At 66.6% G+C, this 18305-nt stretch carries 18 protein-coding genes; 3 read left to right on the top strand and 15 right to left on the bottom strand.

Going from position 1 to position 18305, the window contains the following annotated elements:
- Positions 1–160: 160 nt before the first annotated feature.
- The gene (crp, locus tag PotMrB4_RS03150; protein ID WP_044405715.1) at positions 161–805 is read left to right on the top strand and encodes a cAMP-activated global transcriptional regulator CRP; all 645 of its coding nucleotides are present in this window, start codon (positions 161–163) and stop codon (positions 803–805) included.
- Between the two features lie 53 nt (positions 806–858).
- On the opposite strand, the gene trpC is transcribed toward crp, so the two are convergent.
- From trpC to rpe, 6 genes are all read right to left on the bottom strand, one after another.
- Complete coding sequence (gene trpC, locus PotMrB4_RS03145; protein ID WP_044405713.1) at positions 859–1695, bottom strand: indole-3-glycerol phosphate synthase TrpC; 837 nt, start codon at positions 1693–1695, stop codon at positions 859–861.
- Positions 1692–2741, bottom strand: a complete 1050-nt coding sequence (trpD, locus tag PotMrB4_RS03140; RefSeq protein WP_172432498.1) for an anthranilate phosphoribosyltransferase — start codon at positions 2739–2741, stop codon at positions 1692–1694. The genes trpC and trpD overlap by 4 nt, the downstream gene beginning before the upstream one ends.
- 1 nt (position 2742) lies before the next feature.
- Positions 2743–3336: an aminodeoxychorismate/anthranilate synthase component II gene (locus PotMrB4_RS03135; protein WP_074967498.1), complete on the bottom strand. Its 594-nt coding sequence runs from the start codon at positions 3334–3336 to the stop codon at positions 2743–2745.
- A 10-nt stretch (positions 3337–3346) separates the two neighbouring features.
- A complete protein-coding gene (gene trpE, locus PotMrB4_RS03130; RefSeq protein WP_044405708.1) occupies positions 3347–4834 on the bottom strand; it encodes an anthranilate synthase component I in 1488 nt (495 codons plus the stop codon).
- Between the two features lie 91 nt (positions 4835–4925).
- The gene (locus PotMrB4_RS03125; RefSeq protein ID WP_044405707.1) at positions 4926–5768 is read right to left on the bottom strand and encodes a phosphoglycolate phosphatase; all 843 of its coding nucleotides are present in this window, start codon (positions 5766–5768) and stop codon (positions 4926–4928) included.
- Positions 5768–6436, bottom strand: a complete 669-nt coding sequence (gene rpe, locus PotMrB4_RS03120) for a ribulose-phosphate 3-epimerase (RefSeq protein WP_172432497.1) — start codon at positions 6434–6436, stop codon at positions 5768–5770. The genes PotMrB4_RS03125 and rpe overlap by 1 nt, the downstream gene beginning before the upstream one ends.
- Positions 6437–6545: 109 nt before the next feature.
- Here rpe and PotMrB4_RS03115 point away from each other — a divergent pair, with 109 nt between their 5' ends.
- Positions 6546–6932: a hypothetical protein gene (locus PotMrB4_RS03115; protein ID WP_172432496.1), complete on the top strand. Its 387-nt coding sequence runs from the start codon at positions 6546–6548 to the stop codon at positions 6930–6932.
- A gap of 83 nt (positions 6933–7015) precedes the next feature.
- Here the strand turns inward: PotMrB4_RS03115 and PotMrB4_RS03110 are convergent, their stop codons facing one another.
- The 6 genes from PotMrB4_RS03110 to PotMrB4_RS03085 all read right to left on the bottom strand — a co-directional run bounded on the left by PotMrB4_RS03110 (position 7016) and on the right by PotMrB4_RS03085 (position 14581).
- Positions 7016–7843, bottom strand: coding sequence for an ABC transporter permease (locus PotMrB4_RS03110; protein WP_044405701.1), 828 nt, complete (start codon positions 7841–7843; stop codon positions 7016–7018).
- An 11-nt stretch (positions 7844–7854) separates the two neighbouring features.
- The gene (locus PotMrB4_RS03105) at positions 7855–9087 is read right to left on the bottom strand and encodes an ABC transporter permease (protein ID WP_172432495.1); all 1233 of its coding nucleotides are present in this window, start codon (positions 9085–9087) and stop codon (positions 7855–7857) included.
- Between the two features lie 69 nt (positions 9088–9156).
- On the bottom strand, positions 9157–10188 hold the full coding sequence (locus PotMrB4_RS03100; protein ID WP_394354016.1) for an ABC transporter substrate-binding protein: 1032 nt from the start codon (positions 10186–10188) through the stop codon (positions 9157–9159).
- Positions 10189–10242: 54 nt separating this feature from the next.
- Positions 10243–11355 carry an ABC transporter ATP-binding protein gene (locus PotMrB4_RS03095; protein ID WP_044405697.1) on the bottom strand — a complete coding sequence of 371 codons (1113 nt, stop codon included), beginning with the start codon at positions 11353–11355 and terminating at the stop codon, positions 10243–10245.
- 197 nt (positions 11356–11552) lie between these two features.
- Positions 11553–12182: a response regulator gene (locus PotMrB4_RS03090; RefSeq protein WP_044405695.1), complete on the bottom strand. Its 630-nt coding sequence runs from the start codon at positions 12180–12182 to the stop codon at positions 11553–11555.
- A complete protein-coding gene (locus PotMrB4_RS03085) occupies positions 12179–14581 on the bottom strand; it encodes a PAS domain-containing sensor histidine kinase (protein ID WP_172432493.1) in 2403 nt (800 codons plus the stop codon). The genes PotMrB4_RS03090 and PotMrB4_RS03085 overlap by 4 nt, the downstream gene beginning before the upstream one ends.
- A 137-nt stretch (positions 14582–14718) precedes the next feature.
- Between PotMrB4_RS03085 and PotMrB4_RS03080 the strand changes: the two genes are divergently transcribed.
- On the top strand, positions 14719–15819 hold the full coding sequence (locus PotMrB4_RS03080; RefSeq protein WP_074967488.1) for an alpha/beta hydrolase family protein: 1101 nt from the start codon (positions 14719–14721) through the stop codon (positions 15817–15819).
- Here PotMrB4_RS03080 and PotMrB4_RS03075 read toward each other — a convergent pair whose 3' ends face one another.
- From PotMrB4_RS03075 to PotMrB4_RS03065, 3 genes are read right to left on the bottom strand one after another with little or no spacing between them, the layout of a single operon-like run.
- Positions 15820–16578: a TerB family tellurite resistance protein gene (locus PotMrB4_RS03075; RefSeq protein ID WP_172432492.1), complete on the bottom strand. Its 759-nt coding sequence runs from the start codon at positions 16576–16578 to the stop codon at positions 15820–15822.
- A 1-nt stretch (position 16579) separates the two neighbouring features.
- Complete coding sequence (murU, locus tag PotMrB4_RS03070) at positions 16580–17251, bottom strand: N-acetylmuramate alpha-1-phosphate uridylyltransferase MurU (RefSeq protein WP_172432491.1); 672 nt, start codon at positions 17249–17251, stop codon at positions 16580–16582.
- Complete coding sequence (locus PotMrB4_RS03065; protein WP_172432490.1) at positions 17248–18273, bottom strand: aminoglycoside phosphotransferase family protein; 1026 nt, start codon at positions 18271–18273, stop codon at positions 17248–17250. Before PotMrB4_RS03065 ends, murU begins: the two co-directional genes overlap by 4 nt.
- Positions 18274–18305: the final 32 nt, after the last annotated feature.

Here is an 18305-nt window from a genome sequence, read left to right as displayed (position 1 = left end):
AATAGTTCCCCGGCAGTTGTTATCTGCGTCTCAAAATCGGCTCACCGGTCACGGTGCGTCTGTTAAGCTGACGTCGGATAACTGGCACACTTAGCCAGATAACTAATAAGAAAGTGCCTGTTGGACAAGGGCTTATCTATTTATATTTCGGGACTCGGGCATGGTAGCTATTACCCTCACTCCAAAGATCAAGAACCTCGACAAGCTTCTCGCGCATTGTCACCGCCGCCGTTACACCGCCAAGAGCACCATCATCTATGCGGGCGACCGCTGTGAAACGCTCTTCTTCATCATCAAAGGTTCCGTCACCATCCTGATCGAGGACGACGACGGCCGTGAAATGATCATCGCCTACCTCAATGCCGGGGACTTCTTCGGCGAGATGGGCCTGTTCGAAAAGGAAGGCGCCGAGAAAGAGCGCAGCGCCTGGGTCCGCGCCAAGACCGAGTGCGAAGTGGCCGAGCTCAGCTACGCCAAGTTCCGCGAACTGACGCAACAGGACCCGGAAATCCTCTACGCCCTGGGCAGCCAGATGGCCGACCGCCTGCGCAACACCACCCGCAAGGTGGGTGACCTGGCCTTCCTCGACGTGACCGGCCGTGTCGCTCGCACCCTGCTGGACCTGTGCAAGCAGCCCGATGCCATGACCCACCCGGACGGCATGCAGATCAAGATCACCCGTCAGGAAATCGGCCGCATCGTCGGCTGCTCCCGCGAGATGGTCGGCCGCGTGCTCAAGAGCCTGGAGGAACAGGGCCTGGTGCACGTCAAGGGCAAGACCATGGTGGTCTTCGGGACCCGCTGAGACGCGCATATGAAAAAGCCGGCAGGACGCCGGCTTTTCCATGTGCACATCGATCAGTTCGGGTCGGCGCTCAGCTTGACCCGCCCACGCTCCGGGAAGAACAGCCGACGCAATTCGGTCCCGGGCTCCTCGGCACGCATGAACGCCTCGCCCACGAGGAAGGCATAGACCTCGCTGACTTCCATCAGCTCGACATCCGCCCGGTTGAGAATCCCACTCTCGGTGACGACGATGCGGTCGCGCGGTATGCGCGGCAGCAGGTCCAGGGTGGTCTCCAGGCTCACGTCAAAGGTGTGCAGGTTGCGGTTGTTGATGCCCACCAGCGGCGTATCCAGGGTCTTCAGTGCCCGCTCCAGCTCATCGCCATCGTGCACTTCCACCAGCACATCCAGCCCCACGTCCTTCGCCGTGGCAGCCAGCTCCGCCATCTGCAGGTCGGACAACGCCGCAGCGATCAGCAGGACGCAATCGGCCCCCAACGCACGGGCCTCGACGACCTGATAGGGGTCGATGAGGAAGTCCTTGCGGATCACCGGCAGCGAGCAGGCCGCCCGGGCTTCCTTCAGGTACTCGTCGGCACCCAGGAAGAAATCCACATCGGTGAGCACCGACAGGCAGGTGGCGCCACCGTCCTGGTAGCTGCGGGCGATCTGCGCGGGCACGAAGTTCTCGCGGATGACGCCCTTGCTCGGGGACGCCTTCTTCACCTCGGCAATGACCGCCGGCTCGCGCCGCGCCACCTTGTCCTGCAAGGCCCGGGCGAACCCGCGCGGTGCGTCGGCCGAACGGGCCAGCGCTTCCAGTTGGCTCAGCGACGTGCGGGCACGCCGCTCGGCGACTTCCTCGGCCTTGCGGGCGAGGATCTTTTCTAGGACGGTCGGGACGCTCACGCTTCGTTCTCCACTCGGAACACCGCGGTGAAGGAGGCCAGCTCCTCCAGCTTCTCGCGGGCAAGGCCGGTGTGCAGGGCATCGTGGGCCAACTGCACACCCTCTTTGAAGGTGCTCGCATGGTCCGCCCCATAAAGCGCGGCGCCAGCGTTGAGCACGATCATCTCTGCGGCCTTCTGGCCGTTCTCGGTCTTGCGACGCCCCAGGGCATCGCGGATCAGTTCAAGGGACTGCTGCGGGCTGTCCACGGTCAGGCCGATCAGACTCTGGCTCTTGATGCCGAAGTCCTCCGGCTGCACCTGGTATTCAGTGACAACTCCGTCCTTCAGCTCGGCCACATGGGTCGGTGCCGCCAGGCTCAGTTCGTCCAGCCCGTCCTTGGAATGCACCACCAGAATGTGCTGGCTGCCCAGGCGCTTGAGCACCTCGGCCAGCGGCCGGCACAGCGCCTGGCTGAACACCCCCACGACCTGGTGCTTCACCCCGGCCGGATTCGTAAGCGGGCCGAGCATGTTGAACAGCGTGCGCAGCCCCAGCTCGCGGCGCGGGCCGGCGGCATACTTCATCGCCTTGTGGTGGACCTGGGCGAACATGAAGCCGACGCCGACATGCTCGATGCAGCGGGCCACCTGCTCGGGCTTCAGGTCCAGGTAGATACCGGCGGCCTCCAGCACGTCGGCGCTGCCGGTCTTGCCGGACACCGCGCGGTTGCCGTGCTTGGCCACCTTGCCCCCTGCCGCCGCGACCACGAAGGTCGCCGCCGAGGACACGTTGAAGATGTTGGCGCCATCGCCACCGGTGCCGACCACGTCCACCACGCGATCCAGGCTCGACAGTTCCACCCGGCTGGCCAGCTCACGCATCACCGACACGGCCCCGACGATCTCGTCGATGGTCTCGCTCTTCATGCGCATGCCCATCAGGAAGGCACCGATCTGCGCGTCGGTGCACTGCCCGGTCATGATCTGGCGCATCACCGCCTGCATTTCCTCGGTGGTCAGGTCCAGTTGGTTGACCACGCGGCCGAGGGCTTCCTTGATGTCCATGTCAGCGTACCCCGCCCTGTTGCTTGAGGAAGTTGGCGAACAGCTCGTGCCCCTGCTCGGTGAGTATGGACTCCGGATGGAACTGCACACCCTCGATGTTCAGGGTCTTGTGGCGCAGCCCCATGATCTCGTCCACCGAACCGTCTTCATGCTGGGTCCAGGCGGTCATCTCCAGGCACTCCGGCAGGGTTTCGCGCTTGACAACCAGCGAGTGGTAGCGAGTCACCGTGAGCGGATTGTTCAGGCCCTGGAACACGCCCTGGTCATGGTGGAAGACCGGGCTGGTCTTGCCGTGCATCGCCTGGCGCGCCCGCACCACATCGCCGCCGAAGGCCTGGCCGATGCTCTGGTGGCCGAGGCACACGCCCAGGATCGGCAGCTTGCCGGCGAAATGCAGGATGGCCTCCAGTGACACGCCCGCCTCGGTGGGGGTGCACGGGCCCGGGGAGACGACGATGCGCTCGGGCTTGAGCGCCTCGATCTGGGCGATGCTCAGCTCGTCATTGCGGATCACATGGACATCGGCACCCAGCTCGCCCAGGTACTGCACCACGTTGTAGGTAAAGGAGTCGTAGTTATCGATCATCAGCAACATGGCAGGGTCCTCAGGCGTCGGTCTTGGTGGTCTGCTCGGCGAGCGCCACGGCACGGAACATGGCGCGGCGCTTGTTCAGCGTCTCCTCCCATTCCAGTGCGGGGACCGAGTCGGCAACGATGCCGGCGCCAGCCTGCACGTGCAGTTGCCCATCCTTGATGACCGCCGTGCGGATCGCGATGGCGGTGTCCATGTTGCCGTTCCAGGCCAGGTAACCCACGGCACCGCCGTAGACGCCACGCTTGACCGGCTCGAGCTGGTCGATGATCTCCATTGCACGGATCTTCGGCGCACCCGACAGGGTGCCCGCCGGCAGGATCGCCCGCAGCGCATCCATCGCGGAGACGCCGTCCTTCAGCTGGCCGGTGACGTTGGAGACGATGTGCATCACGTTGGAGTAGCGCTCGATCACCATCTTCTCGGTGACCTTCACCGAACCGGTGGCGGACACGCGCCCCACGTCATTGCGGCCCAGGTCGATCAGCATCAGGTGCTCGGCCAACTCCTTGGCGTCGGACAGCAGGTCCTCTTCCAAAGCCCGGTCGGCATCCTCGGTGGCGCCACGGGGACGGGTGCCGGCAATGGGGCGCACGGTGACCAGGCCATCCTCGACCCGCACCAGCACCTCCGGCGAACTGCCCACCACATGGAAGTCGCCGAAGTTGAAGAAGTACATGTAGGGCGTCGGGTTGAAGCAGCGCAGCGCCCGGTAGAGGTCGATCGGCGCTGCCTCGAAGGGCACCGACATGCGCTGGGAGATCACCACCTGCATGCAGTCGCCCGCCAGGATGTATTCCTTGATCTCGCCCACTGCCCGCTCGTAGTCCTCGCGGGTGAAGCTGGAGCGGAAGTCGCTCTGCAACTCCACCGGCAGGCTCGGGTCGACACCCAGGCGCGGCACCACCGGCTGGCGGAGTGTCTGCCGCAGCGCATCGAGGCGAGCCTGGCCCTGCTCGAAAGCGTCTGGCTGGCTCGGGTCCACCAGCACGATGGCGTGCAGCTTGCCTGCCAGGTTGTCGAACACGATCACCGCATCCGACACCATCAGCAGGATGTCCGGCGTGCCCAGGGGGTCAGGGTTGGGGCAGTTGGCCAGGCGCTTCTCGACATAGCGCACGCAGTCGTAGCCAAAGTAGCCCACCAGGCCACCGTTGAAACGCGGCAGGCCGTCGATGGGCGCAACCTGGTAACGCTCCTTGAACGCCTCGACGAAGGCCAGCGGGTCTTCGCTGTCCACGGCCTCCACCACCTGATCATCGACGCTGACGCTGACCTTCGCGCCATGGGCACGCAGCACGGTGCGACTGGCCAGGCCAATGATGGAGTAGCGCCCCCACTTCTCGCCGCCCTGGACCGACTCCAGCAGGTAGGAGTACGGCGCATCGGCCAGCTTCAGGTAGAGGGAAAGCGGGGTATCGAAGTCCGCCAGGGTTTCGAAGGCGAGCGGGATGCGGTTGTAGCCTTGGGCGGCCAAACGCAGGAATTCATCGCGGGTCATGATTTGCCTCGTAGGGCGAGGAGCCCGGGTGGGCTCCTGGATAAAAGACGTCGGTGTGCAAGCGCGCCGGACCGGTCCGGCCAGAATGGAATCAGGCGCGCCAGCGCCAACGGGCCACGGCCTTGATGATTCGCATGGAGGCTCGTTCGAGCCAGAGCTTGCAGGGAACCAGCACGTTTCTATCTCTTCTATGAGGCAGATGATCTGGGGAGTCGGGCGACATTAGCGCAGCGCCGTGTGCGGCGCAACCGCCAGGCAGCAGCTCGCGCAGGTCATCCACCACCAGCGCCGGCTCCTCCTCGTCGATGGGCCGACCGTGGTTGTAGCCGTAGCTCAGCGCCACGCACTTGACCCCCGCCGCCTTGGCGGCCAGCACGTCGTTGCGCGAGTCACCGATGAACAGCGCCTCGTTGCGACTGACGCCGGTCATGTGCATCACATGCAGCAGCGCAGCCGGGTCCGGCTTCTGCTGGGGCAGGGTGTCGCCGGCGATGATCAGCGGGAAGTAGCGCCCCAGCTTCATCTGGTCCAGCAACGGCGCCACGAAACGCTCGGGCTTGTTGGTGATCAGCGCCAGCTCGATCTTGCGCTTGCGCAACCACTTCAGGGTTTCCGCCACGCCCGGGTAGACCTCGGTCAGCGCATGGCTGTCGGCATAGGCCTCCAGGAAAATCTCCAGGGCCTTCTCCGCGTCCTCGTCATGCACGGCGCTGTGGTCGATGCCACCGGCCAGGGCCCGGCGCACCAGCACCCGCGCACCGTTGCCGACCCAGTCACGCACGCGCTCGACCCCGGCGGGTGGACGTCCGAGGCTGACCAGCATGCGGTCCACCGCGGCGGCCAGGTCCGGCACCGAGTCGATCAGGGTGCCGTCCAGGTCGAACATCACCAGACGCGGCAGGCGGCCGTCGAACAGCCGTTGCAGCGCGTTCATCAGGCCTGGGCCAGCTCGGCGCGCATGGCGGCGATGACTTCGGCGTAGTCCGGCGCATTGAAGATGGCAGAGCCGGCGACGAAGGTGTCAGCGCCTGCGGCGGCGATCTCGCGGATGTTCTTCACGTTCACCCCACCGTCGATCTCCAGGCGGATGTCGCGGCCCGAGGCCTCGATCAGCGCACGGGCTTCGCGCAGCTTGTCCAGGGTGCCGGGGATGAACCTCTGCCCGCCGAAACCGGGGTTCACGCTCATCAGGAGGATCATGTCCACCTTGTCCATCACGTACTTCAGGCTGTCCAGCGGAGTGGCCGGGTTGAACACCAGGCCGGACTTGCAGCCGCCGTCGCGGATCAGTTGCAGGGAGCGGTCGATGTGCTGGGTCGCTTCCGGGTGGAAGGTGATGTAGGTGGCGCCGGCTTCGATGAAGTCGCCGATGATGCGGTCCACCGGGGAGACCATCAGGTGCACGTCGATGGGCGCGGTGACGCCGTACTTGCGCAGCGCCGAACACACCATCGGGCCAATGGTCAGGTTGGGCACGTAGTGGTTGTCCATCACGTCGAAGTGGACGATGTCGGCGCCGGCAGCGAGCACCTTGTCCACATCCTCGCCCAGGCGTGCGAAATCGGCGGACAGGATCGACGGGGCGATGGCGAAGGGTTGCATGAGAGACCTCGGTGCAGAATCACGGTGGCGCGGATTGTAGCCGCATTCGTTTTTCACCGGTGACAATCGCGACATTCAGTCCTGAATGCGACAGACAGAGGAGCGAAGAATGGGTGCCTATACAACGGTGGCTGGCTGGATCGAACTGGATTACTCACTCACGACTGAAGAAATCGCAGGGTGTATTGAGACCACAGGGGAAGACGTTGCGAGACTGCTGAATGACGATCAGAAAGCGCTTTATCGAGGCGGCTGGATGATTCAACCCGAAGCGATCAACGGTTCTCGATTCGTGTTCTTTGGTGCGCCGATCAGAACGGCAGCCATTCCCTACATCCGATCCCAGGTGATGGCGCTTTCACGTTTGGTAGCGTGCGGCGATGACTACACCATCCACCCGAGCGGCCATTTTCTTCTGACTGAGGACGGCACTCACGGCATCCCGGATATGGAGTGGATCATCGAAGAGGGGCACATCAGCGAAAGGCTGAAGTGAGTGCGCGCCTGGGAGCGCGCATGAGCGCAGGGCCACGCCCTCGTTGTGAACGAGCACAACGAGGGAGCCGCCCTATATGGAAGTCACTCCGGCATGGAGGTACGCATCTTCTCGCTGCGACCGCGCAGCCACTCCAGGGTCAGCAGCAGCACCACCGAGAAGCCGATCAGCAGGGTTGCCGCCGCCGCGATGGTGGGGCTGAGGTTCTCGCGGATGCCGCTGAACATCTGCCGGGGCAGGGTCGCCTGCTCGGGGCCGGCGAGGAACAGGGTCACCACCACCTCGTCGAAGGACGTGGCGAAGGCGAACAGCGCCCCGGAGATCACACCCGGTGCGATCAGCGGCAGGGTGACGCGGAAGAACGTGGTCAGCGGCGGCGCCCCCAGGCTGGCGGCGGCACGCACCAGGTTGTGGTTGAAGCCCTGCAGGGTGGCCGACACGGTGATGATCACGAAGGGCACGCCCAGCACGGCGTGCACCATGATCAGCGACAGGTAGCTGTTGCCCAGGCCCATCGGCGCGAAGAACAGGTAGCTGGCGACACCGACGATCACCACCGGCACCACCATCGGCGAGATCAGCAGACTCATCACCAGCGCCTTGCCGCGGAACTCGCCCCGGGTCAGGCCGATGGACGCCAGGGTGCCGAAGACCATCGCCAGCAGGGTCGCGGCGGGCGCCACGATCATGCTGTTGGTCAGCGAGCGCATCCACTCGGCCGAGCTGAAGAAGTCGGCGTACCAGCGCAGGGAGAACCCCTGCAGCGGGTACACCAGGAAGGTGCCGGAGTTGAACGACAACGGCACGATCACCAGCACCGGCAGGATCAGGAACAGCAGCACCAGGCCGCAGAGGATGCGCAGGGTGTAGAACCACAGGCGCTCGACCGGGGACATGTAGGGACTCAGCATTTCTTATCTCCTCAACCCAGGCGCAGGCGGCCGGCGCCCACCAGCCAGCTGTAGACGACGTAGAGCACCATGGTGGCCAGCAGCAGCATCCCGCCCAGGGCGGTGGCCATGCCCCAGTTGATGGTGGTGTTGGTGAAGAAGGCCACGAAGTAGCTCACCATCTGGTCGTTCGGGCTGCCCAGCAGCGCGGGGGTGATGTAGTAGCCGATGGACAGGATGAACACCAGCAGGCAGCCCGCGCCCACGCCGGCCACGGTCTGCGGGAAGTACACCCGCCAGAAGCTGGCGAACGGGTGGCAGCCCAGGGAGATCGCCGCCCGCATGTAGCTGGGGGAGATGCCCTTCATCACGCTGTAGATCGGCAGGATCATGAACGGCAGCATGATGTGCACCATCGCCACGTACACGCCGGTGCGGTTGAACACCAGCTGCAGCGGCTGGTCGATCAGGCCCAGCTTGAGCAGCGCGCCGTTGATCAGGCCGCCGGATTGCAGCAGCACGATCCACGCCGCCACGCGCACCAGGATCGAGGTCCAGAACGGCAGCAGCACCAGGATCATCAGCAGGTTGCTCTTGCGCGTCGGCAGCGTCGCCAGCAGGTAGGCCAGCGGGTATGCCAGCGCCAGGCAGATCAGGGTGATCACAGCGCCCATCCAGAAGGTGCGGGCGAAGATATCCAGGTAGATGGCCTGGTCCGGCGTGGCCGGGGCCACCTCGCCGAGGTCGTCGATGCGATGGTCGACGGCCGCCAGCAGGTAATAGGGGGTCAGGTTCGAGGCGTTGCGGCGAATGGCCTGCCAGTAGGCCGGGTCGCCCCAGCGCTCGTCGAGCCCTTCCATGGCGTCCTTGTAGGAGCCTGGTTCGCTCTTGAACGGCAGCGCACGCGCGGTCTTGGCCATCAGGCTGCGGTAGCCGGCCAGCTCCATGTTCAGGCGCTTGGACAGGTCACCGATGGTCTGGTTCTTGCGCGCATCGGCCAGGTCAAGGGCCAGGGCCTTGTAGACCGGCTCGGCGGGCAGGGCCTTGCCGTCCCAGGTGCCGATGGCGTCCACGGTACGCGGCAGGGCAGACACCACCTCGGGGTTGCTCACGCTCTTGTAGAGCAGCGCGCCGATGGGCACCAGGAAGGTCAGCAGAAGGAACAGCAGCAAGGGCAGGATCAGCGCCTGGGACTTCAGGCGGTTGACCCGTTCGGCACGCGCAAGGCGCTGCTTCAGGGTCGGGCCGGTGACGACAGTGGCCATGGCGAACTCCGGTGGATCTCTGGGTACTCCCCTCCCCCGCGAGGAGGAGGGGATGTGCTGGGTGGCCGGTTACTTGGCGGCCCAGGAGTTGAAGCGCTGCTCCAGCTGCTCGCCGTAGTCAGCCCAGAAGGTGACGCTCATGGCGACCTGGTCCTTGATGTTCTCCGGAGTGGTCGGCATGTCCTTGAGCAGCGCCTTGTCCAGCAGCGGCACCGCCTGGGTGTTGGCCGGGCCGTAGGCGATGTTCTCGGAGTAGATCTTCTGCTGCTCGGGCTTGACCGAGAAGGCGATGAATTTCAGCGCAGCGTCCTTGTCCTTGGCCCCCTTCGGGATGGCCCAGGCGTCGAAGTCGTAGATACCACCGGCCCAGACGATCTTCAGGTTGCTTTCCTTCTGCACGGCAGCGATGCGGCCGTTGTAGGCGGAGCTCATGACCACGTCACCGGAGGCGAGGAACTGCGGCGGCTGGGCGCCGGCTTCCCACCACTGGATGCTGGGCTTGATCTGGTCCAGCTTCTTGAAGGCGCGGTCCTGGCCTTCCTTGGTGGCCAGCACGGTGTAGACGTCCTTGGGCGCGACGCCGTCGGCCATCAGGGCGAACTCCAGGGTGTACTTGGCCCCCTTGCGCAGGCCGCGCTTGCCCGGGAACTTGCTGGTGTCCCAGAAATCGGCCCAGCCGGTGGGGGCGGTCTTCAGCTTGTCGGCGTTGTACGCCAGCACGGTGGACCAGACGAAGAAGCCGACGCCGCAGGGCTGGATGGCCCCCGGGACGAAGTCTTCCGCCTTGCCGAACTGAGCCGGGTCCAGCTCCTCGAACAGCCCCTCGTCGCAGCCGCGGGCCAGCTCGGGGGACTCCACTTCCACCAGGTTCCAGGACACGCTGCCGGTGTCGACCATGGCCTTCACCTTGGCCATCTCGCCGTTGTACTCGCCGGCGATGATCGTGTTGCTGGTGGTGGCCTGGAAGGGTTCGTAGAACGCCTTCACCTGGGCATTCTTGTTAGCGCCGCCGAAGGATACGACGGTCAGGTCGGCTGCCATGGCCTGTGCGGCGCATGCCAGCCCCAACGCAAGGGCAGTGAGCTTCAAGGATTTGGACATTGTTGTTCTCTCCATAGTGCAAGTGCAGGGTTGGGGTTAAGCCTCGGGCGGGCGTCAGTCGTCCACCGCCACCGGGTCCAGCGCGCGGACATGCTCCACATGCCAGCCAAGCGGCACCACGTCGCCGACGGACAGGGACGGGTCCAGCTCGGCAATGGGCTGCTTGACGAAGAAATCGGAATGACCGCAGACCTCCAGGCGAATGCGCACGTGGTCGCCCAGGTAGATGAACTCTTCCACACGGCCGGAGAAGCGGTTGGCGCAGGATTCGCTGGCACTGTTCAGGCGCACGCGCTCGGGGCGCACCGACAGGGTCACCGGCTCGCCGGGCTGGCCGACCTTGACCGCCAGGGCCTGGACTTTCTCGCCGCGCGGCAGCACCACCACACACTGGTCGCCGTCACGGCTGAGCAGCTGGCCGTTGATGCGGTTGTTCTCGCCGATGAAGTTGGCCACGAAGGTGTTGCAGGGGAATTCGTACAGCTCGCGCGGCGGTGCGATCTGCTGGATCTCGCCCTGGTGGAACACGGCCACGCGGTCGGACATGGTCAGCGCTTCGCCCTGGTCGTGGGTCACGTACACCACGGTCACCCCCAGGCGCTGGTGGATGTGCTTGATCTCCATCTGCATGTGCTCGCGCAGCTGCTTGTCGAGCGCACCCAGCGGTTCGTCCATCAGCACCAGCTGCGGCTCGAACACCAGCGCACGGGCCAGGGCCACGCGCTGCTGCTGGCCGCCGGAGAGCTGGGCCGGGTAGCGGTTGCGGAAGCTGTCGAGCTGGACCATGGACAGCGCACGCTTCACGCGCTCGCTGATATCGGTCTTGTTCATGCCGCGCACGGTGAGCGGGAAGGCCAGGTTCTCGGCCACCGTCATGTGCGGGAACAGGGCGTAGTTCTGGAACACCATGCCGATGTCGCGCTTGTGCGGCGGCACGTTGTTGATGGAGCGCCCGGCCAGGAGGATCTCGCCATTGGTCGGGGTCTCGAACCCGGCGAGCATCATCAGGCTGGTGGTCTTGCCGGAGCCGGAGGGGCCCAGCAGGGTCAGGAATTCGCCTTTGCGAATGTCCAGGTTGAGGTCTTTGACGATGAGGGATTCGCCGTCGTAGCTCTTCTGCACGCCACGGAAGCTGACCAGTACATCGTTCGCCGGAATCGAGGCCATCACCGCACCTTTTTGATTTTTGTTTATGCCGTGCCGAGAGACTAGAGAAGCCGGCAGGCCACGCAAATCGGGCGCTATGAGACTTTGCTATAAGGGGCGCGGAGGATCGCTTGTAGGGATCGCCCTACAATCCCGAGCGATTAGATCGGGCATTCACCGGTCGGAACCGGCCCCCTCCCTTCCAGGCAAAAGCCGCTTCAGAGCAGCTTGTGTTCCACCGCGTACTTCACCAGGTCCGCCACCGAATGCACCGCCATCTTCTGCATCAGGCGGGCCTTGTGGGTGCTCACCGTCTTGCTGCTGACAGCCAGGTGCTGGGCGATCTCGTTCACCCCTTCGCCCCGCACCAGGCGCTCGAATACCGAGAACTCCCGCTCCGAGAGCAGCGCATGGGGCGGTCGCGAATCGGTCAGGCCGACTTCGAACACCATGCGGTCGGCCAGGTCCGGGTCGATGTAGCGCCCGCCGGACGCCACCTTGCGGATCGCCGTGAGCAGCAGCGCCGGGTCGCTGTCCTTGGTGGCATAGCCGGCGGCGCCGATCTTCAGCGCCCGCGCGGCCATCTGCGCCTCGTCGTGCATGGACAGCACCAGCACCGCCGGCGGGTTGCTCAGCGCGCGGATGCGCGGGATCGCCTCCAGGCCGTTGACCCCGGGCATGGAGATGTCCAGCAGCACCACCTCGCAGGGCGTGTGCCGTAGGGTTTCGAGCAGTTGCTCGCCATTGCTCGCCTCGCCGGCCACGCAGAGGTCCTTGGCCAGGCCGATGAGCTGCTTGATGCCCTCGCGGACGATGGTGTGGTCTTCGGCCACCAGTACTCGGATCACGCGGTCGTCTCCTTCTCCAGGGGAATGCGCACCTCCAGGGTGCTGCCTTCGCCCGGCTGGCTGTGGATGGACAGGCTGCCGCCCAGCATCAGCACGCGCTCGCGCATGCCCACCAGGCCGAACGATGCCCCCGGACGGCAGGCATCGGGGTCGAAGCCGATGCCGTCGTCGCTGATGGAAAGCCGCAGCCAACCGCCTTCCGGGGCCAGCTCCAGCTCGACACTCTGCGCGCGGGCGTGGCGCAGCACGTTGGTCAGCGCTTCCTGCAGGATGCGGAACAGCCCGATGGCCTTGGCATCGGACAGCGCCGGCGGCGCCTCGGGCACCGTCACCAGGCAGGGGATGCCGCTGCGCGCCTCGAAGCGCCGGGCCTGCCACTCGATGGCCGAGCCGATGCCAGCGTCGAGGATCGGCGGGCGCAGCGCCGTGGCCACGTCGCGCACCAGCTGGAAGAGCTGGGCGATCAGGCGCTTCATGCTGTTCAGGCGCTCGCCCAGGCCGGCATCGCTGCCCCCGTAGGCCAGCTCGCACATGGAGGTTTCCAGCTTGAGCACGGTGAGCACCTGGCCGAGCTCGTCATGCACCTCGCGGGCGATACGGGCCTTCTCTTCCTCCCGCACGCTCTCCAGGTGCGCCGACAGGTCGCGCAATTGCGCCCGCGAAGCGGCCAGCTCCAGCTCGATGCGCTTGTTGGCAGTGATGTCCCAGACCACGCCGTCCCACACCGCGCGGCCATCCTCGAAGATCCGCGCGCTGGCCTTGATGTCGGCCCAGCGCTGCTCGCCGTCGCGGGTGAGGATGCGGCCCTGCCAGTGCCAGTCGCGGTCCTCTGCCAGGGCGGCCATCTGGCTGGCCCAGTAGCCGGCCTCGTCATCCGGGTGGACCAGCCCGCGAATGCCGCGTCCGGTGTTCAGCAACTCCTCGGCGCTGTAGCCCACCAACGCCTCGCTGCCGGCGCCGATGAAGGCAAACGCCGCATGGGCGCTGCCACTGGGCCGCTCCAGGCGGAACACCAGTCCGGGCACGTTGGAGGCGATGCCCTTGAGCCGCGCCTCGCTCTCCTCCAGCGCCTCGTGGGCACGGCGGCGTTCGGTGATGTCGGTGAGGAACACCACCAGGTATTCGGAGGTGCCGAAGCGCAGGAAGCTCAGCGACACGTCCATCGGCACCAGGCGCCCATCCTCGCGCTGGCACAGGGTCTCGATGTTCTGCGCGCTCTCATTGCTGTTGCGCGCACGGCGCCAGAGGTTGAGCCAGCGATCCATCGTGAGATCCGGCTGCAGGGCCGACAGGGGGCGGTCCACCAGGGCGCCCGGCGCATAACCGAGCATCTGCTCCACTGCCCGGTTGGCGTAGCGCACATGGCTGTCCCAGTTGACCCAGAGGATGCCCACGGTGCTGTGGTCGATAGAGAACTGGGTCAGCCGCAGGGCTTCCTCCGCCGCCTCCCGCAACTGGATCGCATGGCGAGCCTCCAGCAGGCGCTTCTCCAGCGCACGCTGCTGCCGCCGCAACCAATAGATGATGGCGCCCGCACTGGCGAGCAACAGGCCGAACAGCAGGCAGAGGTTCTGCCAGAAACCCGGGGACTCGCTGGCGCGGGGGTAGCGCGCCTGCAGCCAGCGCTCGTGCAACTGGTCCAGGTCCTTCGGCGGGATCGCCCGCAGGGCGACATCCACCAGGGTCGACAGCTCCGGCCAGTCGCGCCGGGTAGCGACCCGCAGCAACTGCGGGAAGCCGATGTCCGCCACCACGGCCAGGCCGGTGAACTCCTGCTCGCGGGACAGGCGGCTGAGTTGCGCCTCGTCGATCACGGCGTAGCGCACCTGCTGCTCCAGCACCGCGCGCAACGCCTGGCGCTCGCTGGTCACCGCCTGCAACGCCAGGCCGGAATAGGTGGCCCGCAGGTAGTCGGCCACCGGGCTCGGTGAGCGCAGCGCCACCGGCTCGTTCGCGCCGAGCTGTTCGATGTCCACCGCGCCGGTGGTGGTGGCGCGCTCGCCCACCATCAGCTGCGGCACCCGCATGTAAGGGTCGGAGAACAGCCACAGGCGCAGGCCGGCGGGGGTCTGGATCAGGCCGGGGGCGATGTCCACCTGCCCGTTGCGCAGGGCGTGCTCCAGTTCGCCCATTTCATTGAAGCTGCGCCAGACCAGGTGCACGCCGAGTTCGGCGGCCAGGCGCTCCATCAACTCGACATTGAGGCCGGACAGCTGCTGCAGGCGGCGGTCCAGCTGCGCATAGGGGGCTTGCAGCACGATGCCGGCGCGCAACTCATTGTGGTTTTCGAGCCAGGCGCGCTGGCCGTCATCGAGGGACAAGCTCGGCGACGGCTGCGCCAGGGACAGCCCCGGCAGCAAGCAGGCGAACAGGATGGACAGGCACAACGAGCGAATCATGCGACGGGACACCACGACGACCCGGGATCGGGGCGGACATACCTTACTCCAGCGCCGCCCCTGGAGGCGAAGGCAGGCCTGACAAAAAAACAGCCAGCCTATAGGCTTCCGCCTGTTGCCCCACCCGGACGCCCGCCATGCCCCGCCGCACGCTCACCCTTGCGACCCTCGCCCTGGCCCTGCTCTGCACCGCCGCCCAGGCTGAAGACCCACCCGCCGAGAAAGGCGATGCAGCTCCGGCCGATGGCACCGGGCAGCCGGCCGAAAAGCCGGTGGAGCGCGCGCCACTCGACGAGCGCAGCCAGGAGGATGCCAAGGCCCTGGAGCAACGCCTGCCCCAGGCTGAACAGCAGCAACTGACAGCGGGCAGCGAGCCGTTCCTCGCCCTGTGGCAACCGGCCAACGTCGGCACGCCCAATGGGGTGGTGATCCTGATTCCCGGCGATGGCGAAACTGCGGACTGGCCCCGGGCGATTGCCCCCCTGCGCACCAAGCTGCCGGACGTGGGCTGGCACACCCTGAGCCTCACCCTGCCCGACCCGGCCGGCGATGAGCCGCCACCGCGGCCGGCGGATACCCCGCCGCCAGCGGCCAGCGAAGGCGGGACGCCTGCGGAGCCGCCGAAGTCCGAAAGTGCCGACCCGGCCAATCCACCGCCCCCGCCAGAACAGGCCAGCACGGCGGAGCCCAGCACCGATCCGGCGCCACCACAGCCAAGAGCCGAGGAGCGACGCAAGACCCAGACCGAGCGCATCTCCGCCCGCATCCAGGCGGCCATCGGCTTTGCCCGCCAACAACAGGCCACCACCATCGTCCTACTGGGACACGGCAGTGGCGCCTGGTGGGCGGCACGCTTTCTGACCGATACGCCGTCAAGCGGCGTCGAGAACCTGGTGATGGTGGCGGCCGAAGTGCCCGCCGGCTACGAGCCGCCGCTGGAGGAGCTGGCCCCGCGCCTGCCCCAGGCCGTGGGCGACCTCTATTACCAGCAGGCGCCCACCGCTGCCGCATCGGCGCTGAAGCGCTTGCAGGCGAGCAAGCGGGTCAAGCACCTGGACTACGTGCAGGTGCCGCTGGCGGACTGGTCCGCCAGCCAGGATGCCAAGCAGGAGCAACTGGTGCGGCGCGTGCGCGGTTGGCTGGACAGCCACCTGAAAGGCGCTGCGCCAAAGCGCCCGGCAAGCAGCGGCGCCACGGCCCCCACGCCACCGGCAGCGCCGGCGACGCCGAGCATCTGATCAGCGGAAGCCGTGGCGCTCGCGGATGAGGTTGTAGGCGCTGTGCAGCTCGCGGGTCCGCTCGGTGGCCTCGCGCACCCGCTGCGGGGTGGCACCCGCGCCGGCGAGCTTGTCGGGGTGGTGCTGGCTGATCAGGCGCCGGTAGGCACGCTTGATGACCGCAGGCTCGCTGTCGGCGCCCACGCCCAGTAGGGCCAGCGCCTCCTGATAGGCCCCGCCCCGCTGCACGGGTGCCCCACTGGGCTTGTCGAAGCCGACGCTGAGCGCTTCCACTTCGTTCGCCGGCCAGTCCAGCCATTGCCCCCATTGCAGGATCAGCTCCCGCTCCTGGCGAGCGATGCGCCCATCGGCCGCCGCCATCTGCCAGCACGCACGCAGCAGCGCTTCGCCTGCCGCACGCTGGTGGCGCAAGCGGCGCAGGGGCCGGCGCAGGTCACCCTCGCCGTTCTTGCCCCGGGTGAAGGCTTCGATGGCACGGCGCTGGGCCGCGTCGTCCAAACCGAGGCGACGCATCTCGGCACGGGCTTGCTGGATATGCACCTCGAGCACCCTCCCCCCACTCTTGGCCAGACGACCGAGGAGGCGGAACAGCAGCTCATGCTCGTCACGGCGGCGCACCCACTGGACCAGGCGTGACCAGGAGTTGAGCTTGAAGCGCCGGTCCGCCACCTGGCCCAGCAGGCCGCCGAGCAAGGCACCGGGGATGCTGGCGATGAGCATGCCGGCGACGGCGCCCAGCAGGGTCATGGGCCAGAACATCTCAGCGCCCCGCCTCGACCAGGCGCTCGACCTCGGCCAGCCGCTCCAGGGTGCCGACATCCACCCAGTGACCCGGGTGGTGCTCACCGCTCACCTGAGCGTGCCCCATTGCGTCGCGCAACAACGGCGCGAGCTTGAAGGCCCCGGGCTGGCAACCTTCGAACAGGCGCGGGTCGAGCACGGCGATGCCGCTGTAGGTCAGCCCCGGCTCACCGGGCACGCTATCGCTGACGCAACCGTGGTGGAGCTGGAAATCGCCACCCGGGTGATGAGCCGGATTGTCCACCAGGACCAGGTGGGCCAGGCCATCGAGCGGTGCACGCAGACGGGCGAAGTCGTAGTCGGTCCAGATGTCGCCGTTGACCACGAGGAAGGGCTCGTCGCCCAGGAGCGGCAGCGCCCGATGGATGCCGCCGCCAGTCTCCAGCGGCTCGCCCTCGGGGGAGTAGCGGATGCGCAGGCCGAACCGCGCGCCGTTGCCAAGGTGGTCTTCGATCTGCTGGCCGAGCCAGGCGTGGTTGATCACCACATCGACGAACCCGGCTGCAGCCAGCGCCTTGAGGTGGTACTCGATCAGCGGAACACCGGCCGCACGGACCAGGGGTTTGGGCGTGTGCAGGGTGAGCGGCCGCATGCGCTCGCCCTTGCCGGCGGCGAGGATCATCGCCTTCATGCGGGCACCGCCGCATGACGGGGCAGGCTGGCCAGCAGCTCGGCCAGGGGCGCGAGCTCGGGCCGGCGCGCCAGCACGGCTTCTATATAGGAGAAGAAGCGCGGGACATCGCCCAGGTAGCGGGGCTTGCCGTCGCGGTGGCAGATGCGGGCGAAGATGCCGATGACCTTGAGGTGGCGCTGCACGCCCATCAGGTCGCTGGCGCGGAGGAAGTCATCGAGCTGCGGCTGCACCGGGATGCCGGCCTCACGGGCGAGGTTCCAGTAGCGCTCCAGCCAACCACGCACCCGCGCTTCGGGCCAACTGAGGAAGGCATCCTTGAACAGGCTGGTGACGTCGTAGGTGACCGGGCCGTAGACCGCATCCTGGAAATCCAGCACGCCGGGGTTGGGCGTGCTGAGCATGAGGTTGCGCGGCATGTAGTCGCGGTGCACCAGCACACGGGGCTGCGCCAGGGCGCTGTCGACCAGCAGGTCGCAGGTCTTCGACCAGAGCGCCTGCTGGGTGGCGTCCAGGGTCACTTCGAGGTGGCGCTGCAGGTACCAGTCGGGGAACAGCTGCAGTTCGCGACGCAGGAGGGCGTCGTCGTAACAGGGCATCGGCACGTCGAGGCTGCGACGCTGCAGGGCGATCAGGGCCTGGAGGGCATCCTCGAACAGGGCATCGGCGTTGTCGGCGTCGATCACGTCCAGGTAGGTCTGGCGCCCCAGGTCGTCCAGCAGCAGGAAGCCCTGCTCCAGGTCGGCCGCGAGGATGCGCGGCACATGCAGGCCTGCCTCGGCCAGCATGCCGGCGACCTTGACGAAGGGGCGGCAGTCTTCCTGGGGCGGCGGGGCATCCATCACGATCAGCGTGCGGGCCTCGCCCTGCCAGCGGAAATAACGACGGAAGCTGGCGTCGCTGCTGGCCGGAGTCAGGCTCGCCGCGGGCACTTCGCCCCAGCCCTCACGCTGGAAAAGAACGGGGAGCTGCTGCTCCAGCCAAACGCTAAGTTGTTGAAGCCGTACATCTTGGTGGGGCATCGAGAGGTCTCCGACGGCGCTAGCCGTTGCGC

This window comes from Metapseudomonas otitidis (genome assembly GCF_011397855.1).
Taxonomy (GTDB): domain Bacteria; phylum Pseudomonadota; class Gammaproteobacteria; order Pseudomonadales; family Pseudomonadaceae; genus Metapseudomonas; species Metapseudomonas otitidis.
This window is presented reverse-complemented; position numbering and strand designations above follow the sequence as displayed.

Coding starts and splice junctions, on each gene's coding strand:
- PotMrB4_RS03135 (WP_074967498.1), bottom strand. CDS start 3,336: ATGTTGCTGATGATCGATAACTACGACTCCTTTACCTACAACGTGGTG.
- trpD (WP_172432498.1), bottom strand. CDS start 2,741: ATGGACATCAAGGAAGCCCTCGGCCGCGTGGTCAACCAACTGGACCTG.
- PotMrB4_RS03080 (WP_074967488.1), top strand. CDS start 14,719: ATGCCCCGCCGCACGCTCACCCTTGCGACCCTCGCCCTGGCCCTGCTC.
- trpE (WP_044405708.1), bottom strand. CDS start 4,834: ATGACCCGCGATGAATTCCTGCGTTTGGCCGCCCAAGGCTACAACCGC.
- PotMrB4_RS03065 (WP_172432490.1), bottom strand. CDS start 18,273: ATGCCCCACCAAGATGTACGGCTTCAACAACTTAGCGTTTGGCTGGAG.
- PotMrB4_RS03085 (WP_172432493.1), bottom strand. CDS start 14,581: ATGATTCGCTCGTTGTGCCTGTCCATCCTGTTCGCCTGCTTGCTGCCG.
- rpe (WP_172432497.1), bottom strand. CDS start 6,436: ATGCAACCCTTCGCCATCGCCCCGTCGATCCTGTCCGCCGATTTCGCA.
- PotMrB4_RS03095 (WP_044405697.1), bottom strand. CDS start 11,355: ATGGCCTCGATTCCGGCGAACGATGTACTGGTCAGCTTCCGTGGCGTG.
- murU (WP_172432491.1), bottom strand. CDS start 17,251: ATGAAGGCGATGATCCTCGCCGCCGGCAAGGGCGAGCGCATGCGGCCG.
- PotMrB4_RS03110 (WP_044405701.1), bottom strand. CDS start 7,843: ATGCTGAGTCCCTACATGTCCCCGGTCGAGCGCCTGTGGTTCTACACC.
- PotMrB4_RS03115 (WP_172432496.1), top strand. CDS start 6,546: ATGGGTGCCTATACAACGGTGGCTGGCTGGATCGAACTGGATTACTCA.
- PotMrB4_RS03075 (WP_172432492.1), bottom strand. CDS start 16,578: ATGTTCTGGCCCATGACCCTGCTGGGCGCCGTCGCCGGCATGCTCATC.
- PotMrB4_RS03105 (WP_172432495.1), bottom strand. CDS start 9,087: ATGGCCACTGTCGTCACCGGCCCGACCCTGAAGCAGCGCCTTGCGCGT.
- PotMrB4_RS03100 (WP_394354016.1), bottom strand. CDS start 10,188: ATGTCCAAATCCTTGAAGCTCACTGCCCTTGCGTTGGGGCTGGCATGC.
- crp (WP_044405715.1), top strand. CDS start 161: ATGGTAGCTATTACCCTCACTCCAAAGATCAAGAACCTCGACAAGCTT.
- PotMrB4_RS03125 (WP_044405707.1), bottom strand. CDS start 5,768: ATGAACGCGCTGCAACGGCTGTTCGACGGCCGCCTGCCGCGTCTGGTG.